Raw genomic sequence first — 23,485 nt, 5'->3', positions numbered from 1 at the left:
TTAGCGGTTCAATCTCAAAATCACCCCTCCCAGCACGTTGAAACCATACACCTGGTATTGGTTCCAGCGCTCATACCGATTGTTCAGGATATTATTCATTTGTAACCAGAGATCAATGGATTTAGTAACCTTGAATTCCAATCCGGAACTGAGGTCAAACGCCTTATCTCCTTTAAATGCCAATCCGGATTGATTCCGGTAAGCAGGACCATCCCAACCGATGAAATCTGTTTTGAAATACAGATCATCAATGATTTTCCAGCGAAGGCTTGCATTTACTTCTAGAGGGAACAGTCCCCATGCTTTTTCCTGTCCTTCCACATCGACGAAATTATTGTACGTAATTCCGGAGGTAAATGTTAACTTCTCTCCTTTATGATACCCTATTTCACCGTGCACTGTTACAACATCCATTTCAGGGGCATACACCGTTAAAAAGGTTTTACCATCTCGCAGGTCATTTACAAAAAGGTTTACATTCCGTTGTTTCTGTACACCCAATTTGGCGTTGTAGGTAAAATGTTGCGCCAGCACCCCTTTAATTCCACCATATAGTTCCACTACCCGGGTGTTAAGCAATTGATCGGGTTGTGCAATCCAGGGATTGATGGTTGAAAATCGCTGCATACTTCCCTTATTGAAATATCCGATATAACCGGCCTGGAAGGTAAACTGCTTGTCGTTGGTGGTAAAGTCTGCCAGGATATTGGGCAACATATGGAACACCTTGTTATCCCAGGACGGAAGGATGCCTGTTTGAATAGATACATTCGGTGTTTTCAACAAAAGCGAGGGCGCCAGTTGAAACAGGTTGTTTTTGATGGTTGATTTTCCATCTGCCTTATAATTTGTAAGGTCTCCGGTAAATGCCAGGTTAATACCAAAACTTTTTCCAAAGGTTTTCTGAACCGGTAACTTAAATACGAAATTCTGTTCCCGGGCACTGCTGTCGGCATTATTGTGACGGAAGGATACAACCCTTACAGTTGGCTGATAACTCAATCCAAATTCCGTAGGATTGGTATTGCGTAAGGTAACTTCACCATCCAGTGTCTGAAACTGCTGCCGTAATTCACGTTTGGTGAAATCCAGTGTAGTTGGCCGGTAGCCGTATAAGAAATAATCTTCCCCTTTGAAACCAACCGTTGCCGATACCTGATGATTTTGATTTAGCATTTGTCCGGCTCGGGCTCTGACTTCCGCCATATTATGCTTTTGAAAATCAAGCTTTCCTTTACTTGCGAATACTTCTCCATACAAATTCAGGTATGATGCTTTGCCTTCACCAAAACTGAATCCTGCCTGTGCATAGGGAATATGATTGTTGCCCACGCCAACTTTTACATACTGGCTATTCTTCCAGGGCACCAAAGAGTCAATCTGCATGGCAACCGGTTTCAAGGTTCCCGGCTGGTATGGCAATTTAACCTGCTGAACGGGTATGGAATAACCCAAAACCGGCCTGGTGGTATCAAGTGCCGGCTGTGCGGCTGAAAAGTTAAGCTTTACCGCATCCCGCAAAACCGGTTTAAAGGTGGAGGTTATATCAATGGTTTTTCTTTTGCTGCTATCCTGTGCCATTGCGCATAGTCCCAGGGATAATAACCCTGCTCCCACTACCAGCGATTTTCCAATTACCTGAATAATGCTCATGGAAATACTTTCTTTAGTTGATTCAATTTTTAGCAGAGATGGTATTCTGTTTGCTTTCCGCTTCGGTTGCCTGCTTGAGTTTTTGTTGTGCCATTTCCTTTAATTCAGGGATGGAGGCATTCTCTACAATACTCTGATAAGTTGCCTTTGCATTGAAATAATCCTGCTGTTTCATATAGATATCACCCAGCAGTATATAAGAACGTGTTACCCATTCTTCATAGGAACCGCTTTTATTGATCACTTCAAATGCTGCTTTTTCCGACTCTTTTAATTTAGACTGCTCAAATAAACACCAGGCGATCTGGTACCTGGCTTCCGCACTGTAAGCACCTTTGCCACCTGTCACTGCCGCCTTGTAATATGAAATGGCCAGGTCATAGTTCTTTTCTTCCTGGGCTGCCCGGGCAAGCACCATGTTACTGAGCAGCTTATCATCGCCGCTGGCGCCTTTTGCTTTCAGTAACTCCTTGGCATTTTCCACGGCCTGAGCCCATTGTCCTAATTGAAACTCACTTCGTAACTGACCGCGCATTGCTTCCAGTTTATTTTCCTCCGTGCTTGCAAAATTCTTTAACTGTGCATACAGGCCGGCCGCTTTTTCATATTGCTTAAGATCGAAGAAATTGATCCGGGCCGCCTGCAACAGTGATTTTTCTCCAAACTTATTAGGCACCCGACTAGCCACGGCTTCATAAGCTGCAGCTGCTGGTGCAAATTCTTTTCTGCTTAGATGAATTTCTCCCTTATAATAGTTTGCCTCCACTACATAGCGCCCCTGGGGATAATTTTTCAGATAGGCATCAAACCGGCTGATCGCATTGGTGAAATTTCCGTTGCTCAATTGTATTTCTGCCTCAGCATAAGAAAGTGAATCCTGTTGACTGGTGGAAATATCCCGGCCCATTTTCCTGGCATAACCAATGTATTCACTGGTGCGTCCCTCTTCCACATAAATGCTTCTCGCATTGTCCAGTGCATCTTCCGCCTCCGTTGAATTGGGATATTGTTCCAGTAACGTATTGTATTGCTTTAATGCTGCTTCATTGTTTCCCAGGTTATAATGGGCAATTCCTGCACGCAAATAGGCTCTTGGCTTCAGTGCTTCACTGCGGGCATCTTTCATTACTGCCTGCAGATAAGGGATTGCTTCTTTAAAATCTTCGTTTGCCAGGTAAGATTGGGCAATTTCCATATTTGCATCCGGTATCAAAGAAGAATTGGGGTACTTCTGTTGTAGTTGCTGCAAGAGCCGGATTTTATCGCCCGAATTGGAAATGCCGGCGATCATGGCTTTCTGAAAATTCGCATAATCACTCGACGCCCATCCCAGTTGGATGGCACGATCATACATGGAGGAAGCTTTTTTATAATCACGCTGCATGTAAACCGCATCGGCAGACCGGATATAAGCATCCTGTTCCACCTGAGTTGATCTTGCTGCGGGTGTTTTTATTACAGCATCAAAACTGGCCTGTGCCTGACGGTACAACTCTTTCCGCAGATATGCATAACCCAAATTGTAGTGTGCATTGGTACTGCTGACTTCATTATTGGTTACCGGATTCTTGAGGTAATCGGTATAATATTCAATTGCTTCTTCAACTGCACCGGTACGGTATGCCAGCTCTCCTTTCCAGAACTGGGTCAACGGAAGGATAGCTGTATTATAAGGTGCCTTCAAGGCTTTATCTAGCAACAGATCGGCTTCTGCTAATCGGTTATCATTGATCAGTTCAGTTGCACGACCGTACAAAATGGAAGGATAAAATCGCTTTACCTGCTCCGATGGTTGCCGAATGCTTTCCAGCAAGGTTAGCGCGTCTTTAAAATTGCTTGTGGTGGCCATCACGCCTACCAATACCTCCCGCGCTTCTGCTGCATAACTGGAATTGGGATAAGTAGCTAAAAACTGCTGCAACTCATTTAAGGCAATATCATGGTAGCCCAGTTCGTAGGACAACTTCCCATAATTGAATCTTGATATCTCCTGCTGCGTTGGATTGGAGCTGTTGATGGCGCAAAACAAAAATGCATTTCGTGCATTTGCTTTCTGCCCGGTTTTCAGGTAAGCATCTCCAAGTAGATACATCGAGTTTTGTGCAAGCGAATCTTCTTTTCCAGAAAGTTTTTTGAACCCTTCAATAGCTTTCTCGTATTGCTTCAGCTGGTATTGCGTGTAGGATAATTCATACTGGTCGTACCGGCCCAGTGTATTTCGCTCTGCAAATTTTTCCAGGTAAGGAAGAGCTTTCCCATACTCACCTTTTTCAAACCAGCCATGTCCCACCAGCTTGGATAATTCAAGGTCATAATAGCCTTTCCCTTTTGACAGCCTTCCGCCGGCATATTCCAGGGCCTTCTCCTTTTCTCCGGTTATATACAAAATACTGGCAATATAATAGGGCACAACATCACTATAGGCTTCCGCATTTTCCACGATCCGGAACGATTCCAGCGCTGTGCGGTATTGGCGGTCTCTAAAGGCAATAAAGCCATAATAATAATTGGCATCCACATAATGCTCTGAACTTTTCATCTGGCGTACTGCATCCAGCAGCGGTTTTGCTTTATCAAACTGCTGCAGGTTAAAATAACTGTAGCCCTGGTGAAATTTCAGGGTTGCAACCTGGCTGTTTTCCAGGTTTGTCAGGGATGTCTTTTCGTAAAAATTTACAGCCTGGTAAAAATCTTTCTGGCGAAAATAGTATTCTCCCAGATGAAAACTCATCAGCTCTACCCTGCTTACGTTTTCTTCCAGTTCTGCATATTCTGTTGCCTGCTCCAGAGCGCCTTTTTCATGTAGCATCAAACCGCAGGACAATGTATAAAACCGTAATTCCTGGGAGTTAAGCGCATTATTGGTAAGATCTGGTTCCCGCTGCTGCTGATACAATTCACGAAATATCGGGTAAGCAAGACTGTATTGTCCCTGCTGATAATATTCCTTGGCTTGTTTATATCCGTTCCGGGGATCAGTGAAAAATCCAGTTTGTTGTGCCTGTCCAAATTGAAGAAGGGAACAGCACAGGATCGTTGCGACGAAGTTTCTCACTTGTTGTTGATTTTATTTTCAAAGGCCACTTGAAACCGGGTAAAGTTTTCAAATATTTTAATCCTGACCAAATAACGTTCCAAACAACTGTGGATAATTGAAATCATTAACAATTCTTTCTGTCGAGTGCCTATTTTTGGCAAAAAATCCAGAATGAAAAAACTACTTTCCACCAGCTACCAGGAATGGGCATTTGATACTATGAGCTTTTTGATGCGAATTACTTTCGGAGGTTTAATGCTGGTTGATCATGGTTTTCAGAAATTAACAAAATACCCAAGTCTGCAGAGCAAATTCAGCGATCCTTTTCATATCGGATCCGACTGGTCGCTGATTCTCGTCATCTTTGCTGAAGTGTTTTGCAGTCTGCTGATCATGGCGGGATTGTTTACCCGGCTGGCAGCTATCCCGCTTGTAATTGCAATGGGCGTAGCCTTTTTTATTGCGCATAACCATGACATTAAGGAAGGAGAAAAAGCGGCACTTTTCCTTGTTGGTTTTCTTTCCATCCTGCTGGTTGGCCCTGGAAGAGCCTCTCTCGACCGCATGATGGGAAGGTAAGGAATGTGAGACGTGAGACGTCAGATGTGAGACGTGAGATGTGAGAAGAATAAATTAACATAAGAAAGTGTAAAATGTATATTTCAGAAACCCAGGTACGTGTGCGGTATGCAGAAACCGACCAGATGAATGTGGTGTACCATGGTAATTATGCACAATATTTCGAAGTGGCCCGTGCTGAAAGTATCAGGCAACTCGGATTCAGTTATAAAGACATGGAAGCGATGGGCGTTATCATGCCCATTGTGGAATTGCACACCAAATTTCTACGTCCGGCTCATTACGACGATCTGTTAACCGTGCGTACTACCCTGGCGCATCTGCCAACCAATCACCGGATTGAATTCCAGCAGGAAGTATTCAATGAACACCAGAAATTGCTGACCATCGGAAAAGTGGTACTTTATTTTATTAAAGCTGATACAAAGGAAAAAACATCCATGCCGGATGCCTTATTCCAGAAACTGGCGCCTTATTTCAACACATCCAAAACAGAATAAAGCGATCGAACAGCAGCAGTGCCAGAACCGGTATAATTGTTTACCAGTATGGCAACGACGTATTTTTTTCCATCTGCAGCAGTATGAAAACCTGTATAGGCTCGGGCGCCATTAATGGAACCGCTTTTTAGTTGCATACCGTTATAGAGGGGAAAGGAATCATAAAATTGCCTGTGCCAGCTTTGTTTGGTGGACCAGAATATAGCAGTTGCCAATGCATTTGCTGTAACGCGGTTTTGTGGAGATAATCCACTGCCATCCATCAATTGAAGCGCACCCGGTTCGATACCTATGGCTTTCCAGAATGCAACCAGGTGCTCTACTCCGGCTGCTGTTGAAGGTGTTTTTCCCATCTTACGGGCCAGTTCTTTTATCATCGCCTCGCCATAAAGGTTGATACTTTTCCGCATGAACCAATATACCAGTGAGTCCAGCCGGGGCGATGCTGTTTTCGCGAGCGTTCCTGTCTTTCCTGATGCTGTCCCCCCGTTTTCATTGGAGAGTTCTATTCCTGCATCCGAAAGCTTCTGTTTAAAAGTGGCGATGAACTGAGAAACCGGATCGGGCATTGACCCGGATATTGAAAAAGCCTGCTCCCCCAGGGGAATCGTGCCTCTTATTACTCCCTGATTTGAGCCAGGAGCAAGATAGATATAAGCATTATCGCCACTTCCCTTTGCGCCGGTTGTTAAAACAGATCTCAGTTCCACTCCATGCAACTCAGGTTTGGTACGCAAAATCCGTACAGGATCCCCGATTTTTTGTCCGGCTGCCAATACCACATCATACTGGTTTTCCCTCCAGTTCAGGGAACCTGCTCCAGCTCCATAATAATTACCGATATCCTGCCAGATCCATCCATCCGGTATGCGTTCCAAATCCGGCTCCTCTTCACTTAGCAGGATACTTCCTGTTATTTTTTTTATGCCTGTTGCTTTCAGCGCTTTTATCCAGGCCTCCCAGAATACGTCTTCTTTGGTAGCTGAATACCTCCACGAACCCAGGGAAGGATCGCCTCCACCCCTGATCAGCAGATCTCCATCCAATATCCCTTCCCTGATTTCACCCCGGAAATCAAGTCGGGTTTCGAAACGATAGTCGGGTCCCAGGGATTCAAGAGCAGCCATCGCCGTTAATACTTTCAGTGTACTGGCTGGTGCCAGCCCCATCTGTTCATTGTATTCATACACTGGTTTACCGGTTACTCCATCCAAAACAGATAGGGCTACAGCAGCATGTTTCATACTCGGCTCTTTGAGCAACGCCTGAACTTTTTGAGAAAGCCTAACAGGCACCGTTTGCGCCTGCATCGAAATACCAATCAATACAGAACCAACACCGCTCCAGATTTGTTTCCAACTCATCCGGCAATTTAGGAAGAATTGCTGCTACCTTTACGCATTGAATCAATTGTATGGAATTACTGAGAGCCAGTATTATTACCATTGGCGACGAATTACTGATCGGTCAGGTTATTGATACCAACAGTGCCTGGATGGCACAGCAATTAAATCTGGTAGGCATCACCGTTAGCAGAAGGGTTGCCGTAGGAGATGAATGGAATGCCATCTGGTCTACACTCGACGAAGAGCTCGAAAAATCCGATATTATACTACTTACTGGTGGCCTCGGCCCTACCGCCGATGACATCACAAAACCCCTGCTCTGTGAATATTTTGGCGGTAAATTGGTCAGTGATCCGAAGGTACTGGCACATGTTACCTACCTCTTTGAAAAAGTACTGAAACGACCCATGATTGAACGGAATATCCGGCAGGCAGATGTACCGGATGTGTGCACCGTGTTACACAATCGGAATGGTACTGCTCCTGGTATGTGGTTTGAAAAAAACAATAAGATTGTTGCTTCGCTTCCTGGTGTGCCGCATGAAATGAAGGGTCTGATGAGCGATGAAGTGATCCCCCGCCTATTGCAGCACTTTCAGCCTCCTGTTATTGTACATCGCACCCTCCTTACTGCCGGTATTGGTGAATCCTTCCTGGCAGAACGCATCAATGCTTTTGAAACCAGCCTGCCTGCTTTCATAAAACTGGCTTACCTGCCGAATTACGGAATGGTACGACTCAGGCTCAGTGCCTCCGGTTATGATAAAGAAACCATTGAAAAAATCATGGAGGAGCAGTTCACCTTGTTGCAGGAGCAAGTGGCAGACGTGCTGGTCACCAACAAGGATGAATCCATGGACCAGGTGGTTGCCCGGATGTTGCTGGACCGTAGAGAAACCCTGGGAACAGCAGAAAGCTGCACAGGTGGTTATATCGCTCAGCTGCTTACTTCAGTTGCCGGCAGCAGCCGCTATTACCTGGGCAGTATCATCAGTTATGACAACCAGGTTAAAAAACACCTGTTAGATGTGCCGGATTCTACCCTGGAATCGGAAGGTGCGGTAAGTGAGGCTACTGTTATCCAGATGGTCAAAGGGGCATTGGCAGCTCTCAAAACGGATTATGTTATTGCTACCAGCGGAATAATGGGTCCGGATGGTGGATCCTCCAGAAAACCGGTTGGTACAGTTTGGGTGGCTGTTGGCAATCAGGACGAAATCATCACCCAGCAATTTCATTTCCGGTTCGACCGGCGCAGGAATATCGAACTAACCGCCACCAACGCCTTTAACCTGTTAAGAAAATTTATAATCAGTCGGGGTACGGAAAAAACTAACAGTCATTAACATTAATACTGAATCCTTACCTTTGGCGCACAAATGATGAATGCTTATGGCTCTAGTTGACCTGGTAATGCCTAAAATGGGAGAAAGTATCATGGAAGCCACCGTGCTGAAATGGCTGAAGAACCCTGGGGATACGGTGAAGCAGGATGAAACCGTACTGGAAATCGCAACCGATAAAGTAGACAGTGAAGTTCCCAGTACGGCGGACGGAGTGATTGAAGAGGTATTGTATCAACCCAATGATGTAGTTCCCATTGGTTCTGTTATTGCCCGCATCCGTACCAATGGTGCGGCAGCTGAAACGTCGGCTCCGGCTATTGCTGCTCCCATAGAAGAGAAAGCACCGGAAGCAGTAGCTGTTCAAGTTGCACCACCTGCTTCGGTTGTTGAACCAGTTGTGGCCACCCATCCGGAACATACCATAACTGGCAATGGTAATCGTTTTTACTCGCCGCTTGTATTAAATATTGCAGCAAGTGAAGGAGTTTCCATGAGCGAACTGGAACAGATTCCTGGTACCGGTAATGAAGGACGTGTAACAAAAAAAGATATTCTTCAGTTTGTTCAGAATAAAAAATCAGGAACACCACAACCTGTTGCTACACCAGTACAACAACCTGTTGCTACAAAACCTACAGAACCTGCTCCGGCTTCAAGCCAGTTGATTGAAAGAACCTCCGGTTCTTATGGCAATAATGTAGAGATCATAGAAATGGATCGCATGCGCAAACTGATTGCCGATCACATGGTGAAGAGCAAGCAGATAAGTCCGCATGTTACCAGCTTTACTGAAGCAGATGTGACTAACCTTGTTTTATGGCGCGATAAAGTGAAGTCGCAATTCATTAAACAGGAAGGTACCAAGATCACGTTCACACCACTTTTCATTGAAGCCATTGTTCGTTGCATAAAAAAATATCCGCTGATCAACAGTAGTGTGGAAGGTGATCGGATCATCGTAAAAAAAGATATCAATATTGGGATGGCTACTGCCCTTCCCTCGGGTAACCTCATTGTACCAGTGATTAAAAATGCCGACCAGCTCAACCTGGTGGGACTCACCAAACAGGTGAACACACTGGCAGATGCAGCGCGTAACAACAAACTCAGACCGGAAGATACACAGGGCGGAACCTTTACACTTACCAATGTGGGCACATTCGGAAGCCTGATGGGTACACCGATCATTCCGCAACCGCAGGTAGCAATCCTGGCCGTTGGAGCAATTAAAAAACGTCCGGTAGTTATAGAAACCGAACAGGGCGATTCCATCGCGATCCGGCACATGATGTACCTCAGCATGAGTTACGATCATCGCATCATTGATGGCAGCCTGGGAGCTACCTTCTTAAGCGCTGTTGCCAGAGAACTGGAACATTTCGATTCGCATAGGGAAATCTAAGCACACACATAGAGATCACTGCGGAGAGGGCTGACCATACTTGGATTGAACAAGTGTCAGCCTTTTTCCTTTTTTGGTGATGATATACAGATTATCATACGCCGCATCCGGCAGGTCGTTCAACAATTGCTCTCCGGTTAATCCATTGACCAGATCATCTACCGTATTGCTGTGACCAACGATCAGCGTGTTTGATTTCAATGCTTTAAACTGATTGATCAGGCTGGAGTCTATTCTGCCATATGTTTGAATAGTCAGTCCTGCCTGTGCGGCAGAGGGGGTTGCCGTTTCCCTGGTTCTTGTTGTGTTGGTTGAATAGATCGCGCCAATCTTCTCTCCTTTTAATCGTTCAGCCAAATCCTTTGCACGCTGTTGTCCTGCATCTGATAAGGGTGGATTACCAGCCGTTTGCATGGTAGTGCCACTACTTTCCTGCGCCTTCTCCGCATGCCGTACGATATAATATTTCTGATAACATCCCGTTAGTAAAAAAGTAAGGAGCAGCAATGGCAGGACTGATTTCATAAACGTTGTTTTAACAGCAATTTCAGTAAATTAAGGAAAATAAGTTCACCATGAAAACATTATCCCAAACCTGGTTTGCCGAAGGATATATTGATTTCGAACTGAAAAAATATACCCTGCTTGCTTATCTGCAGGAAGTTAACCAGCACTTCAATGAAAACCGGCTCTATCCCCAATTGGCAGATATCATCTTTCATTATAACAACCTTGTTCAGTTCAGGGAGAATAAAAAATTTCTGCAGGAACAGTTTCCCAAACGCCTCACAGGCATCCAGCTTGAAAAATTGCAATTACTCTATGAACAGATGATTGAAGACGATGAAATGATGGAAGAACTTGAAAACATCATTCACTATTCAACCGGCAAGATGAAAGACACGATTCGAAGTGGTACAGAAATCTTCGAATTTGTAGAAGACAACATTCAGATTGAACCGGTAGGGATCATTCCACTGGAAAACAAAGAAGGTTATTTTTTCCTAAGTACTACCAATAGAAAAGAAACGCTAATCTATTACTACCGGTTAAGTATATTCGAAAAACACGACGAACAGTATCGGGCCATCAAAACAAATTTTGTAGCGGAATGGCATCGCAGTATCAGTAATACGTTTGAGCAAATGAAAGGATTACTGATAAAAGAAAAGAAAGAACTTCCCAATCCGGCGGTGTACACCATCTGTTCAGATCTTTCTTTTCCTGTAGAGGAAACGCTTTTACCTATAGCTAAGCGCTGCCTTGTGCGATATATCTCTTAGTAGTCGAGGCCCCAGTTGATTCCTTTCAGTGTTGCCGGCACTCCTTCTTTCATCCATACCGGTGCAGGTGCACCTTTCAGATAATGATCGAAGAATTGAGCCATACGGATGGTCCAGTCCTTTCTATTTCTACGTTCATTGATTCCGTGTAATTCATCATTGTAATTAATCATCCACACCGGTTTGCCTAACCTGCGTAATGCCGTAAAATATTCAATGCCCTGGTACCAGGGTACGGCATCGTCCTTATCGTTGTGCAACATCAGCAAGGGCGTTTTAACTTTGTCAGCACGGAAAAGCGGACTGTTCTTAATGTATAGTTCAGGTTTCTCCCAAAGCGTGGCACCTAGCCTGCTTTGGGTCTTTTCATACTGGAATTGGCGACTAATGCCTGTTCCCCAGCGAATGCCTCCATACGCACTGGTCATATTACTAACCGGTGCACCTGCTTCTGCTGCTGCAAACATATTGGTTCGGGTAATCAGGTAAGCAATTTGGTAACCTCCCCAGCTATGTCCCTGTAATCCCATTTTTGTGGAATCCACAAATTTGAACTTCGACAAATACCGTGCAGCCGATACAACCGAATTATATGCATCTTCACCAGGCTGACCGGTTTTATAATAAATATTGGGATCAAAAACCAGGTAACCATTGCTGGTGTAATAGGCGATATTAACAGAAGCCCTAACTGGCATAGGTTCTATATAATTATACCTCCTGTCCGCATTCTTTTCATAGAAATAAAAGATCACCGGATATTTTTTTGAGGCATCAAAATTCTCTGGTTTGTAGAGTAGCCCTTCACTCATTTTTCCATCCAGCATTTTCCATTTATGAAGTTCCACCGTAAACCAATTGTATTGCTGCTGCTGTGGATTGAGTTCACTGACTTTTCGATGGGCTGTTGCGTTTTCGGCTTCGTTTAAGCTCGTCAACCAGAGATCCCTGGCAGACGGCATTTCTTTTACAAACAGCAGTTCATTACTTTTCTTCGCTTTGATCGCACCATCCACTACTGATGGATGGATTAAAGTAGCCGGATTACCTGCTATAAATGCAGCACCCATTGTATAGGTTTTCCATCCGTATCCTTTTGAAACATTGTCAAACAATTGAAACAACAAAGACTGACCATCTTTCAGAAAGCGCTCTTCGCGATCCAGCACTTCATTCCGAATGCTGATTTTATTTTTTCTGCCCCATCCCTGGGTCAGTAATTTAGCTGTTTCCTTTCCATTCGGATCCACTACCCAAATATCATATTTATCGTAGATGTACACTTTCTCATCCTTTTCCTTCCATCCCATCAATCCATGCGGCGGCGCATCTGAAGGTGTATCATGCTCTTCATCATAGAGGGGAACTGTAATTGATTTTGTAATAACCGATTTTAGGCCAGACTGATTTGAATAGCTGATCCAGTGCTTCTGTATCGGATCATACCAAAGCACAAAATTTCCACCGGGCGACAAACGTACAGTTCCGCGGTTAGCCCGCTCTGTAATCAGCTTGCGTTTCCCGGTTTTTATATCCACCAGGTATAAACGAACCGCACCATCCTGTTTCCATTGTTGTTCAACCCGGTAACCCAGGTTGCTCATTCCCAATGCATGGGTTGCATTTCCCTCATCACCCGGCATCACAGTTTCGCAACTATCATCAGCCAGCTGCAACCAGCTTCCTGTTTCCTGATCCCATACAGCCAGCCAGCTTTTTCTCAGCTCATTGGATAGATTGACCAATTGCTGTGGTTGCAGATAATCATCTTTATAATTCCAGACATCCAGTTTAGCCGTTTCAAATTCAACCAGGCTGGTATCCTTAACCGGACGATCAGGAGCGAGTCCAAAGAAAAGTCGCTTACCATTCTGGCTGAAATAATTCGAGAAATCCGGACTGATGACCAGTTGCTTACTCATCCCCGGTGAAGATCTGTTGAGCAGCTCTTTTGCTTTACCCTGACCCGTTTCAAAATAATACAACTGGTAATATTTTTTCAGCGCTTTTGCACTGCTATCTTTTTGAATTACAAAAGCAAGTCGATTACCTGCTTCTGAAATGGCAAATGATTTTGCTTCCTGGAAACCGGACAAGATGGTATCAATCCGGTTATTGGTAAAATCCTGCCACAACAGACGGGCTTCACTTAAGCTGTCATTATTCTTTCTGCTCTGTTCAATTACCAATCCCTGTCCAAATTCTGCAAACTTATATTCCAATACCAGCTTATGAATCCATTCTTTACCTGTACTCAGATCGCGAACAATCAATTCTGTTCCTTCTTCAACAGACTCGGGCTTTTTGCCAGTAGCCTGCGGTTTGGCTGGCTGGATAGCTGCCATGCCTTTAATCCGTGCTTCATTTACTTTATTACGCAAACTATCAGAGACACGGTTCAGGCTGTCTGCCATCTGCAACATACGCTGCAACCGGGTAAGTGAATCCGTAACAACTGGCCGGGGAGATACGGGGCTAGTTTTCCATTTATTGTAAGCAAGGAAGTGGCCGCCTTTTGGCGGCATCTGGTAAGATTTTACTTCTGCAATCCGTTGCTCGGTACCTTTCTCCAGATCAAGGATTAACAGGGAATCCTTAGGCATATCATTTGGCCCTTTCTTAAGAATTCTTGCCTGACGGGTGTCCTTAAAAAAAGGCTTGATACGCGCAACCAAAAAGCGACTATCATAGCTAAACATCGCCTGGTAACAACGTGGAAATTGCCAGGATTTATCTCCACTGGTTGACTTGATAGATAAATGCCCATCGCCTTCCTGAACTACTACCGTATAAGCGAGCCATTTGCCATCACTGCTCAGGATTCGTTCACCAATATTCTGCCATTGATCATAAACACTATGATTCAATGGCTTTTTTTGGGAACTGGCAGGCAGATAGCTAATCAGAAGGAACAGAGCCCAACAAAAATTCCGCATGTGTGTACTGTTTAGTAGCTAAAATTAAGCAATCCGGTTTATCGATGTGCTTTCCAGACGCGAAACAACTGCAGTAAAACGGCTGATACAATAATAAGCAGCCCAATATAGAAATGTAACCCAAGTACTGCATTTTCCTGGAATAGAAAAAAAGCCAGCAATATGCCGTAAACCGGCTCCAGGTTATAGGTAAGATTTACAGTAAAAGCAGAAATATATTTAAGGGCATAAGAGGATAAATAAAATGCCCATACCGTACAAATCAGTGATAACACGAGCAACCAACCCCAATCCGTCCAACTTGGGGTAAGCACCGTTGTCGGAAAAAAATAAAAATAAACAGGCATTAAACAACTCAATGTAAGAAACCCTCCTGTGAGCTCATAGGTTACCAAAGTTTCAACCGTAACCTTCTTCAGCAGGATTCTGTTCAACACAGGAAAGATGGCCCCCAGAAAGGCCGATATCACCCCGATAATAATACCGGTTTGGTAACGGGTATCAAATTGAAAAATGATGAATATGCCAAGAATCACCAATAAGCCCAGTGCCAGCTCCTGCCAGACCGGTTTTTTCCTCAGCAATAAAGGTTCTATAAGTGCGGTAAAAAATCCGATAGCGGAAAAACAGACCAGCGTAACTGATACATTGGAATATTTTATCGCTCCATAAAATGTTACCCAATGTATGGCGGCAATGAAACCAACTCCGAAGATGGCAGCCAGTTGCGATAATGGAATTTTTTTGATGGTCTTCCGGAATACTGCAATGAGCCAGAGTGCGAGCGCACTTAATAGCAGCCTGTAAAATACGATCAGTGCCTCATTGAGTGTAATCAATCTGCCCAGGACACCTGTAAAACCTGCTAGTATAACGGCGATATGCAACCGAATAAAAGCTGTTTTCATGCGGCAGCTTCTTCTTCATTATTTTTCATCCGGTTATGATAGTCTTTAAACAGACTCTCCCAGCGAAGTTTCAGCACCCCGAGAACACCTTCCTTTACTATGCCTTTGTGCATTTTGGATACACCATACTGCCTGTCCTCAAAGATGATGGGAACCTCTTTTATCTTAAATCCTAGTTTCCAGGCGGCAAATTTCATTTCTATCTGAAATGCATAACCGAGAAAGCGAATCTCATCCAGATTGATTGCTTCCAGTACTTCCCGTTTGTAACAGACAAATCCTGCGGTAGTGTCTTTTACAGGCATCCAGGTTATAATGCGGGTATACCAGCTTCCTCCTTTTGATAAAAAGATCCGATCCCAGGGCCAGTTTACAGTGCCACCGCCTTTTACCCACCTGGACCCTATCGCAAGGTCGGCCCCTCCTTCTGAACAGGCCAGGTAAAGCCGCTGCAGGTCTTTGGGATTGTGTGAGAAATCGGCATCCATCTCAAATATATACTTGTACCCTTTGGCCAGGGACCATTTAAAGCCATGTATATAGGCAGTTCCCAAGCCAAGTTTACCGGTACGCTGTTCCAGGAATAACTGACCTGGATACTGTTGCTGTAAACCCTGTACAATCTGTGCAGTACCATCCGGCGACCCATCATCTATTACCAATACGTGAAAATCCTGTTGCAGCCCGAATATAGCCTGCAGGATGGAAGAAATATTTTCCTTCTCGTTGTACGTAGGTATGATGACTATCTTTTCCAAAAACGGAGGCGAAATTAATTGAATTAAGGCTTCTTCAGCAGGGTCCTGTTTAAAATTTCAGTCAATTTCTGTTTGGTATGAAGCGGGAAATCGCCCTTCATCATCCAGTCGTAATACTGTGGCTCTGATTTTAAGACATCAGCAACAGGGCGGCCTTTATGTTTACCAAAATTGAATACTTCCACTCCATTTACCATAACGAAGCGACGGGCGAAATCAACGATTTGTTCTTCCCCAATGAATTTAATGATGGATTCCACTGAATCGCCCAATTGCGGATACCGGACCAGTTGCGCTTCCAGCACTTCCCATGTTGCTGTTGCATCCACTTCTGCGCTGTGCGCACCATCCAATGTCTTATTACAATAGAATTTATATGCTGCACTCAGCGTACGCTGTTCCATCAGGTGAAAGATCTTCTGAACATCCAGTAATCTGCGGGAACCTACTTCAAACTCAAGACCTGCGCGTAAAAACTCTTCCACCAGCAGCGGAATATCAAAACGATTGGAATTGTATCCGGCCAGATCACAGTTCTCCATGAATTGCTTCAATTCATTGGCTACCTGGCGAAAAGTCGGTGCGTCTTTAACCATTTCATCTGTGATGCCATGTATGTCTGAAGCACCCACCGGGATCGGCATTTCCGGGTTAATTAATTTCCGTTTATTTGTTCTGCTGTTGTCCTTTCCGATCCTTACGATCGCTATCTCCACAATTCTATCGGTCCCCAGGTTGGTGCCGGTTGTCTCAAGGTCAATAAATGCTATGGGTCGCTGTAATTGTAATGGCATGGCGCAAATGTACACTTATTGACAGTTTGCCCAATCAGCTCCTGTTAACCATACCATAAATTATTAATAATTTGTATGTATCTACCCTTTTTCACTGGCAGATTGGACTTAGGTATGTAATTTGCAAGGGTATATCCATAAATCTGGAAATCATGAAAAAATTGTTGCTAGTTATTGGATTGGCAAGTTTGCTTGCTGTGGGTTTCAGCTCTTGCACAACTTCAAGAGGTGGTTGTAAGATGTCTTCCGGAATGATAGGTTATTAAATAGCTATTACTATGAATTGGAATATGCTCTCCAGCCTGGAACAAATTGAAATAATCCGGCAGGCTTCTCTCCATAAACCCCAGGTTATTTTTAAGCACAGCACACGCTGTTCGATTAGTGCCATGGCAAAAAACAGACTGGAAAAATCAACTCCACCGGAAGGCATTGATTTTCATTATCTGGATCTGATTCAATATCGTCCAGTTTCCAATGCTGTAGCTGATACCTTTGGTGTTGAACATGAATCTCCTCAGATTCTCCTGATTCGGAATGAATCTATTGTTTATACTGCGAGTCATATGGGGATTTCCATGCCTGAACTGGAAGCCGCAATTAATTCCGTGCATAATAATTGAGTCGGAGTGTCACCGGCAATCCCGCGTTTTCACTTAAGGTATAAAACCCTTTCAAATCAGTCTTGAAAGCAATGGCTTCTCCCTGAGGCTCAAGTGCCGGTGGTATCGAAACCGCTTCCCGTTGTAACGCCGCTTCAACAGATTCACCATTGTTTCTTTTCCAGTAAAAGATTCCTGTATAGGTCCTCAATAACAATTCCTTTCCGTCTCCTCCAATAGCTGCGCCTGTTACTGTTTCCAGTTTGGTTGCTCCAGCGAGTACAGCTGAATTCAGTTCATTTGTTTTATAGGGGTAACGCAGTACAAAAACCTTTGCAGGCTTTTCTTTGGTTACCAATAGGATATCTTTTGAAGAAGGGTCAACCAAAATGGCTTCCGTATTATGTGAAGCTCCATCACCATACACAAACCGGATTTTAACGAGATTCTGTACGGTTGTAACTCCTGCTCCGGGCTCTTCGATCCGGTAAATGGCATATTCCGAATACTGGCTCGCATTGTCGCCGGTTTCAGCAATGTATAAATACTTTAGTGCCGGATCGGGTCCCGCGCCAATTGCAAGATCTTCCCAATCACGGTTTTCGGAACCTGGCAGAGCAACTGCTTCCTGTAATTCACCGGAATGATTTACCCGGAGCAACTCATTCCCATTTTGGCTGTCCTGAATCATCCAGATAGAACCAGGCTGAGTATAACTGTCTGCTATACCGGATACTTCCCCGGGAAAATTCCCCGGCAACAGCGCACCTACAGGTTCTTTAAACAAGGGTTGAATAGTACCTGATTCACCCGATTTGGTACAGGAAAGTAAAAAAACAACCAGCACCAGGCCAGTAGTTTTAGGGAATAACTGCAGCATATTAGTAAAAATAATTACTTATATGCTGCAGTCAAATTATTGGAACAGTAATTTCTCAATAGTTTCCACCCCGGTCTCCGTATTTCTGACTTTCAGGAAGTAAACACCTGGCTTCATGGATACTTTACGCTCGAGTGTAACGGTTACAGGTCCGCCTACCGCTTTCTGGGTCTGGTACAATACCTGGCCGGCAACATTCATGAGATCCAACTGATACAGTCCCGGTTGATTTGCCTGGAACGCGATATTCACAACATCCTTCACCGGGTTTGGATAGATCCGGATTGGAAGTACCGCTGACGCTTCCGCTTTTAATTTCACCAGGTTGCTATAGCTTACTCTGCCACTCTTATCAATGGCTTTGATCCGGTATTGGTGTAGTGGCCCAGTCAGGCGGTCATCGGTATAACTAAACTGAGTTCCGGCACGATTTCCTGTTACGTTTACTTCACCTATCACCTGGAATTCGTTTGTTACAGGATGCAGTCGCTCTACCTGGTAACGAACGATATCACCGGATTGTAAATGATTCCAGGTCAACTGGTGTGCTTTCCGGATGGTTTTACCATTCAGTTTAATCTTATCAGATAATACGCCTCCGCAATTTCCGGTTACGTTGTAATAGCTGAGTCGGATCAAACATCCGTTGTTTACAGATACTTTTGATACATATTCACCTATTCCGTCAGGCTCCAGGTAAGGAATCATATACTCCCGATCTGTACTTACCAGCACACTATCAGTGTCAGATAATTTCTGATACCATTCATAACTGGCATTGGGGAAAACCGGTACAGAAAGGGTAACATCCGTATAATAACAGTCTGATTGTGCAGTTACAACGATATTCTGCAATGGCAGTACGCTGACATCATTCAACGTTGCATTACCACAGTAGTCCACTACTCTCAAACGAACCAGGGAATAGCTGCTTCCATTATTGATATTGAAAACCGGACTTGCCTGGGGTGGTGCAACGATTGATGGTGCTGCCGGAACACTTCCGATAATTTCATACATGAACGGTGGAGCCCCCCCTGTTACGTTGGCACCTACGCTGAAGGAATTGTTATCACACTGGTAGGAAGCTGATTTATCCAATTGAGGATATTGATAAGCACCTACCACCACGGTGTCGTATCCTTTGTTGTTACAACTTCCCGGTAGATTGTATTGAATTACATAGGTGGCCGGTTCCAGATCCATCCATTTATAAACCGCTACGGATCCGGTGTTATATGGCATGTTCACCACATTACCATCTTTTCGAATGATAACTGGACTAATAATCCCAAGATTGGAACTAACGGTTACGGTTAACTCAGAAGAACCATTCTGATTCACACCAGAGGGACATTTGGCTGTTACCTGCAGATCACTATTGAAGGTGCTCATCACAGGTGTTACATTACTACTGGTAGCACTACCGCAATTATCGGTTAATTCTACCCGGTACTGCTGACCTCCCGGTAACATATCCAGTTCATTCGCCCATAAGGTGGTACTCCAGCTGGTTACGGTTGCAACCAGCGAATCCTCGGGTGTATAAACATTGATAGTATAAGGGGCGAATCCATTGGATGCAGTAACCCTGATATTGGTTTTGTTAAACACACAGGATGGTTGCGCAAGAAGGGAGATACCTGGAGAAGAACGACGCACTTCCAGACAACGTGTAATCGTTGTATCATAACAGTTATCCCGGATTCCAATACAATAGGAACCATACGGAAGATTAAAAAATCTGCCGGTAGTGTTCGATGCCACTACATTATTCGCAGAATCCCTAAGGGTATAAGTTGGTGAGCTAAAATTTGACACCCATTGAATTTCTGCGTTAAAACCTGTACAGGTTCTATTAAAGGCCCGGGCGCTACCTGCATTTGGAATATTTTGCGTTACTGTCATGCAACGTGTAATCAATGTATCGTAACATGCCGGATCGTTTTGTACTTCCATACAGTAGGTACCATAAGGTACATTGCTGAATACACCATTGGTATTGGTCCCAATTACGGTTCCACTGCTGTTTTTCAAACGGAAGAGTGGATTGGAAAGATTAGTCAGTCCATTCAGACTCATCGTAAATCCGGTACAACCCCTGCTACCAACCTGGAGAGATCCAACAGATGGGATATTGGGAGTAACTGTTATACAACGTCGTATCGTTGTATCATAACAATTTACGTCGTTACGGATATCCATACAGTAGGAACCATAAGGCAGTCCGGGGAATACACCAGTGGTATTACAACCAATCAGGGTATTTGCAGCATCGTACAAACAATACTGAGGATTGGTCAGGTTGGTTTGTCCGCCTATACTCAGATCAATGGTAGAACAATTTCTTACCACATCCAGTTGTGAGTTAACAGACGGTGGAATTGGCAATACGGTAAAACAACGTTCAATTGTGGTATCATAACAGGCAGCATCATTCGTAATGCGCATGCAGTAATTTCCGTAAGGAATGTTTCCAAAGCTTCCGGTAGTATTACATGCAATTTGCACACCGGCCTGGTCGAATAAACAAAATTGTGGATTGGTAAGATTGGTTTGTCCGCTTATGCTTACATCCACGTTGTCACACTGAGGATCACTCACTGTTACACTGGCTGCTACGGAAGGAATGAGGGGTTCTACTGAGAAACACCTGGTGATGGTGGTATCATAACAGCCATCCTTCACCTCAATACAATAGGATCCATTAGCAAGATTGGGGAAACTTCCCGTTGTATTACATGCCAATTGTACACCGGCACTGTTGAACAGGCAGAAATTGGGATTGGTAAAATTCACCAGTCCGCTTACAGAGGCGGAAACCTGATCACAACTCACTCTGTTTAAACTGACATTCGGGTTCAGGCTCAACACTGGTTGAGCCAGCACAAAATTGCGGGTGATAGTTGTGTCAAAACAGTCATCACGTACTGTGATGGAATAGGTTCCTTCCTGAATACCAGGGAATATTCCTGTAGTATTACAGGCAATCTGAACATTACTGCTGTTGAACAGACAATAGGTTGGATTGGTCAGGTTGGTTTGTCCGGTGATAGTTGCTGTGAAACTATTACAGGACTGGAAAGAAGTAGCCACAACATTGGCAACTGAAGGAATACTATTATCAGACCAGTTCACTCCTCTCACATTACCGCAAGCGTCTTTTGCTACCAAACGAACAGATCGACGTGATTCAAGGTCGTATGTAAATTGATAACTGCTGTACCAGCTGGTATCACCAGGGCTATTGACCACTCCATACTGGAAGGTATCGAATACCGATGAGCTTGTATTGGAATTACCTCTTGAATCACGCAGCCTCAATTCAAAATTGGCATCCCGGCAATTCACTCTGGCTCCACTATGGTTTTCAATCCACCAATCGTATGCAAGTACATTGATACGGCGTGTCTGAATACCACCACAGGAGTCCTTCAATTCAATGGCATACTCTCCACCAGGCAAACCGGTAAAAACTCCAGATGAATTGGAAGTACCAACACCGGCCGGTGAAGGAGCGACAATTGTAAAAGTGTAGGGAGCCCGTCCACCGGTTTGATTGTTAACCGTGATTGTTCCGTTGCTGGCGTTCAAACAGGTTTCGTCTGTTTTAGACAGGTTGAAACGGGGATCCTCATAAGTTCCCGGAATTACAATATTCTGTAGTTCTGCTACACAATTGGTGGTTACATCCTGAACCAGTACGGTGTAGGTGCCTGCAGATAATCCGGAAATAGTTGTCGAGGACGTATAGGGCGTAGAAAGAGGCCCGGTTACGCGATAATTGTAATTACCCGACCCACCTGAAGCAGCAACCGTAATAGATCCGGTAGCTCTGCATCTTGATTCCTGGGGTACTGCTGAGTTAATGGTCAGAGTACAGGCCTGTGACCAACCGACCTGGTAAAATATAAGGTTGAGTAATAGGGATAGAAATAAGTATAGTTTTTTCATAGTCGGATTTGGATACGAGGATATAACGTTAAAATTCTAACTACCGTCGAAGAAATGAAAGCTTTTATCGAAAATTTCGACGAATGGATGCCCAAATTGAGTACTAATACCTAGACATTGTAGAAATTTTACGAGGTTCCTGATAAGTACCCTGATTTTTTTTGTGCTGGTACAACGGAAGGTTATTGAATGCTGTCAAAATGGGCACAACCATTTGAGATGAAAGCCCTTCTGTTAAAATTCACATTCGTTTTTGCCCTGGTAATTTTTTCCGGCAGCCTCGTGATATCAGGTGCAAATGCCGGCATTATATGCAAACAAAAATCCTCTGTCTGTTCAAAAGATGAACAAACAGAGGAAGAAGTTCTACCGGTTGAATTATCCGGAGGCCTTAGCCTGGCATTTTTATAAAGTAGCTTTTAGGTGTGCTCAGGTTTCCTGAACGAACCCTTTTTTCACTGCATACATTACAAGTCCGGCCATTGATTTAGCACCGGTTTTAGTCTTTAATTTATCACGGATTGCTTCTACGGTCCTGGGACTGATATCCACGATATCCGCAATTTCTTTGGTGGTCTTCTCTTCACACATCAGTTTCAAAATCCGGATTTCTTTTTCCGAAAGTTGGGCATCCATGAGATGTTCAGGCTCATTTTTACGCGTACGCAAACCAGTCAGTAACGCTTTATTGGTGAGTTCGTTAAAAAAGAATTCCTGTTCATAACAGGTCTTTATAGCCTGATAGATGGTTTCCGAATCAGAGTTTTTGGTAAGATAGGAATTGGCACCAATTTCCATTAGTTTGGAGATCATGGAATGATCATTGTGCATTGAAAGAATAATCACTTTTACATGCGGATTAATCTTACGTATCTCAGGAAGGGTGCTAATTCCATCCATGATTGGCATCTGGATATCAAGCAGGATCACATCCGGCTCAATATGTTTCAGAAGGTTCAAAAGCTGCATCCCATTATCCGCCTCTGCAATCAACTCTACATCTTTTTTCGCTGACAGGGCAGTTTTAACGCCAGCGCGAAAGAGAGCATGATCATCGGCAATCGCCACCTTGATAGGATGGTTGGGGTCTGGTTTTTTCATACGGTGAATTTTACTATTGGTGAAACCCTGCTATACAGCAGATTTCGGTTTGCAAGATGTAAAAAATCCGGAATATCCACTATAGTAATTCTACGTAAATATATGTGTGCGGAATCTACCATGCTGGGGATTTTTCATAAAATTAGCCTTTTTCCCATCGTAACTATCCTTTCTGGCAGTCGAAATTTTACGAAACAAGCAGTAATTACCGAATCCCCAAAATTCAGCAATTCCGCTCTTGTACCGGGCCTTCAGGCTTACTACATTTGTATCAGAAGTTGATTGACGGGAATCGCAACCTCCAACCATCCAATGTCCAGTAACAACCGTCCAGAACTCTTTCAATATCTTATGAAACCGACGAATCCAATGTCAATCAACTTTCTTTTCTAAGATCCATGAAAAT

18 protein-coding genes are annotated in these 23,485 nt (G+C 44.0%); 7 read left to right on the top strand and 11 right to left on the bottom strand.

The genetic code is table 11. The features are described from left to right. On the bottom strand, window positions 1–1,653 hold the full coding sequence (locus tag L0U88_RS08930) for a hypothetical protein (RefSeq protein ID WP_234865701.1): 1,653 nt from the start codon (window positions 1,651–1,653) through the stop codon (window positions 1–3). 22 nt (window positions 1,654–1,675) lie between these two features. Then, entirely contained in the window at window positions 1,676–4,708 is a 3,033-nt protein-coding gene (locus L0U88_RS08925) for a tetratricopeptide repeat protein (RefSeq protein WP_234865700.1), read from the bottom strand. 153 nt (window positions 4,709–4,861) lie between these two features. On the opposite strand from L0U88_RS08925, the gene L0U88_RS08920 reads away from it, so the two are divergent. Beyond that, a complete protein-coding gene (locus L0U88_RS08920) occupies window positions 4,862–5,269 on the top strand; it encodes a DoxX family protein (RefSeq protein ID WP_234865699.1) in 408 nt (135 codons plus the stop codon). A 74-nt stretch (window positions 5,270–5,343) separates the two neighbouring features. Beyond that, window positions 5,344–5,769, top strand: coding sequence for an acyl-CoA thioesterase (locus L0U88_RS08915; RefSeq protein ID WP_234865698.1), 426 nt, complete (start codon window positions 5,344–5,346; stop codon window positions 5,767–5,769). Here L0U88_RS08915 and dacB read toward each other — a convergent pair. Further along, window positions 5,742–7,133: a D-alanyl-D-alanine carboxypeptidase/D-alanyl-D-alanine endopeptidase gene (gene dacB / locus L0U88_RS08910; protein WP_234865697.1), complete on the bottom strand. Its 1,392-nt coding sequence runs from the start codon at window positions 7,131–7,133 to the stop codon at window positions 5,742–5,744. The genes L0U88_RS08915 and dacB overlap by 28 nt on opposite strands. A gap of 50 nt (window positions 7,134–7,183) precedes the next feature. On the opposite strand from dacB, the gene L0U88_RS08905 reads away from it, so the two are divergent. Beyond that, the gene (locus L0U88_RS08905; protein ID WP_234865696.1) at window positions 7,184–8,461 is read left to right on the top strand and encodes a competence/damage-inducible protein A; all 1,278 of its coding nucleotides are present in this window, start codon (window positions 7,184–7,186) and stop codon (window positions 8,459–8,461) included. Window positions 8,462–8,507: 46 nt separating this feature from the next. Further along, entirely contained in the window at window positions 8,508–9,863 is a 1,356-nt protein-coding gene (locus tag L0U88_RS08900; protein ID WP_234865695.1) for a dihydrolipoamide acetyltransferase family protein, read from the top strand. Between the two features lie 15 nt (window positions 9,864–9,878). Here L0U88_RS08900 and L0U88_RS08895 read toward each other — a convergent pair whose 3' ends face one another. Continuing rightward, window positions 9,879–10,388, bottom strand: coding sequence for a SixA phosphatase family protein (locus L0U88_RS08895; protein ID WP_234865694.1), 510 nt, complete (start codon window positions 10,386–10,388; stop codon window positions 9,879–9,881). A 50-nt stretch (window positions 10,389–10,438) separates the two neighbouring features. Between L0U88_RS08895 and L0U88_RS08890 the strand changes: the two genes are divergently transcribed. Then, complete coding sequence (locus L0U88_RS08890) at window positions 10,439–11,146, top strand: hypothetical protein (protein WP_234865693.1); 708 nt, start codon at window positions 10,439–10,441, stop codon at window positions 11,144–11,146. On the opposite strand, the gene L0U88_RS08885 is transcribed toward L0U88_RS08890, so the two are convergent. From L0U88_RS08885 to L0U88_RS08870, 4 genes are read right to left on the bottom strand one after another with little or no spacing between them, the layout of a single operon-like run. Next, window positions 11,143–14,082 (bottom strand): alpha/beta hydrolase family protein, encoded by a 2,940-nt coding sequence (locus tag L0U88_RS08885; RefSeq protein ID WP_234865692.1) that lies wholly within the window; start codon window positions 14,080–14,082, stop codon window positions 11,143–11,145. The two genes, L0U88_RS08890 and L0U88_RS08885, sit on opposite strands and share 4 nt — an antisense overlap. 38 nt (window positions 14,083–14,120) lie before the next feature. After that, window positions 14,121–14,990: a DMT family transporter gene (locus tag L0U88_RS08880; RefSeq protein WP_234865691.1), complete on the bottom strand. Its 870-nt coding sequence runs from the start codon at window positions 14,988–14,990 to the stop codon at window positions 14,121–14,123. Then, window positions 14,987–15,748 carry a polyprenol monophosphomannose synthase gene (locus L0U88_RS08875; RefSeq protein WP_234865690.1) on the bottom strand — a complete coding sequence of 254 codons (762 nt, stop codon included), beginning with the start codon at window positions 15,746–15,748 and terminating at the stop codon, window positions 14,987–14,989. Before L0U88_RS08875 ends, L0U88_RS08880 begins: the two co-directional genes overlap by 4 nt. 23 nt (window positions 15,749–15,771) lie before the next feature. Beyond that, complete coding sequence (locus tag L0U88_RS08870; protein WP_234865689.1) at window positions 15,772–16,542, bottom strand: 3'-5' exonuclease; 771 nt, start codon at window positions 16,540–16,542, stop codon at window positions 15,772–15,774. Window positions 16,543–16,820: 278 nt separating this feature from the next. Between L0U88_RS08870 and ytxJ the strand changes: the two genes are divergently transcribed. Then, the gene (ytxJ, locus tag L0U88_RS08865) at window positions 16,821–17,165 is read left to right on the top strand and encodes a bacillithiol system redox-active protein YtxJ (protein ID WP_234865688.1); all 345 of its coding nucleotides are present in this window, start codon (window positions 16,821–16,823) and stop codon (window positions 17,163–17,165) included. On the opposite strand, the gene L0U88_RS08860 is transcribed toward ytxJ, so the two are convergent. Beyond that, window positions 17,143–18,024, bottom strand: coding sequence for a hypothetical protein (locus L0U88_RS08860; RefSeq protein WP_234865687.1), 882 nt, complete (start codon window positions 18,022–18,024; stop codon window positions 17,143–17,145). The genes ytxJ and L0U88_RS08860 overlap by 23 nt on opposite strands. Window positions 18,025–18,060: 36 nt before the next feature. After that, window positions 18,061–21,978, bottom strand: coding sequence for a T9SS type A sorting domain-containing protein (locus tag L0U88_RS08855; protein ID WP_234865686.1), 3,918 nt, complete (start codon window positions 21,976–21,978; stop codon window positions 18,061–18,063). 219 nt (window positions 21,979–22,197) lie between these two features. Here L0U88_RS08855 and L0U88_RS08850 point away from each other — a divergent pair, with 219 nt between their 5' ends. Next, window positions 22,198–22,389 carry a hypothetical protein gene (locus L0U88_RS08850; protein WP_234865685.1) on the top strand — a complete coding sequence of 64 codons (192 nt, stop codon included), beginning with the start codon at window positions 22,198–22,200 and terminating at the stop codon, window positions 22,387–22,389. 18 nt (window positions 22,390–22,407) lie between these two features. Here L0U88_RS08850 and L0U88_RS08845 read toward each other — a convergent pair whose 3' ends face one another. Next, window positions 22,408–23,079 carry a response regulator transcription factor gene (locus L0U88_RS08845; protein WP_234865684.1) on the bottom strand — a complete coding sequence of 224 codons (672 nt, stop codon included), beginning with the start codon at window positions 23,077–23,079 and terminating at the stop codon, window positions 22,408–22,410. Window positions 23,080–23,485: the final 406 nt, after the last annotated feature.

The sequence above is a fragment of the Flavihumibacter fluminis genome (assembly GCF_021491375.1).
Taxonomy (GTDB): Bacteria; Bacteroidota; Bacteroidia; order Chitinophagales; family Chitinophagaceae; genus Flavihumibacter; species Flavihumibacter fluminis.
Note: the sequence above shows the minus strand (reverse complement) of the source record. Positions and strands in the feature narration are given on the sequence as shown.

Excerpts from the sequence above, each read along its gene's own strand:
- L0U88_RS08855 (WP_234865686.1), bottom strand. The coding sequence starts at position 21,978 with ATGAAAAAACTATACTTATTTCTATCCCTATTACTCAACCTTATATTT.
- L0U88_RS08870 (WP_234865689.1), bottom strand. The coding sequence starts at position 16,542 with ATGCCATTACAATTACAGCGACCCATAGCATTTATTGACCTTGAGACA.
- L0U88_RS08905 (WP_234865696.1), top strand. The coding sequence starts at position 7,184 with ATGGAATTACTGAGAGCCAGTATTATTACCATTGGCGACGAATTACTG.
- L0U88_RS08930 (WP_234865701.1), bottom strand. The coding sequence starts at position 1,653 with ATGAGCATTATTCAGGTAATTGGAAAATCGCTGGTAGTGGGAGCAGGG.
- L0U88_RS08920 (WP_234865699.1), top strand. The coding sequence starts at position 4,862 with ATGAAAAAACTACTTTCCACCAGCTACCAGGAATGGGCATTTGATACT.
- L0U88_RS08850 (WP_234865685.1), top strand. The coding sequence starts at position 22,198 with ATGAAAGCCCTTCTGTTAAAATTCACATTCGTTTTTGCCCTGGTAATT.
- L0U88_RS08860 (WP_234865687.1), bottom strand. The coding sequence starts at position 18,024 with ATGCTGCAGTTATTCCCTAAAACTACTGGCCTGGTGCTGGTTGTTTTT.
- L0U88_RS08915 (WP_234865698.1), top strand. The coding sequence starts at position 5,344 with ATGTATATTTCAGAAACCCAGGTACGTGTGCGGTATGCAGAAACCGAC.
- L0U88_RS08880 (WP_234865691.1), bottom strand. The coding sequence starts at position 14,990 with ATGAAAACAGCTTTTATTCGGTTGCATATCGCCGTTATACTAGCAGGT.
- L0U88_RS08890 (WP_234865693.1), top strand. The coding sequence starts at position 10,439 with ATGAAAACATTATCCCAAACCTGGTTTGCCGAAGGATATATTGATTTC.
- L0U88_RS08900 (WP_234865695.1), top strand. The coding sequence starts at position 8,508 with ATGGCTCTAGTTGACCTGGTAATGCCTAAAATGGGAGAAAGTATCATG.
- ytxJ (WP_234865688.1), top strand. The coding sequence starts at position 16,821 with ATGAATTGGAATATGCTCTCCAGCCTGGAACAAATTGAAATAATCCGG.
- dacB (WP_234865697.1), bottom strand. The coding sequence starts at position 7,133 with ATGAGTTGGAAACAAATCTGGAGCGGTGTTGGTTCTGTATTGATTGGT.
- L0U88_RS08885 (WP_234865692.1), bottom strand. The coding sequence starts at position 14,082 with ATGCGGAATTTTTGTTGGGCTCTGTTCCTTCTGATTAGCTATCTGCCT.
- L0U88_RS08845 (WP_234865684.1), bottom strand. The coding sequence starts at position 23,079 with ATGAAAAAACCAGACCCCAACCATCCTATCAAGGTGGCGATTGCCGAT.
- L0U88_RS08895 (WP_234865694.1), bottom strand. The coding sequence starts at position 10,388 with ATGAAATCAGTCCTGCCATTGCTGCTCCTTACTTTTTTACTAACGGGA.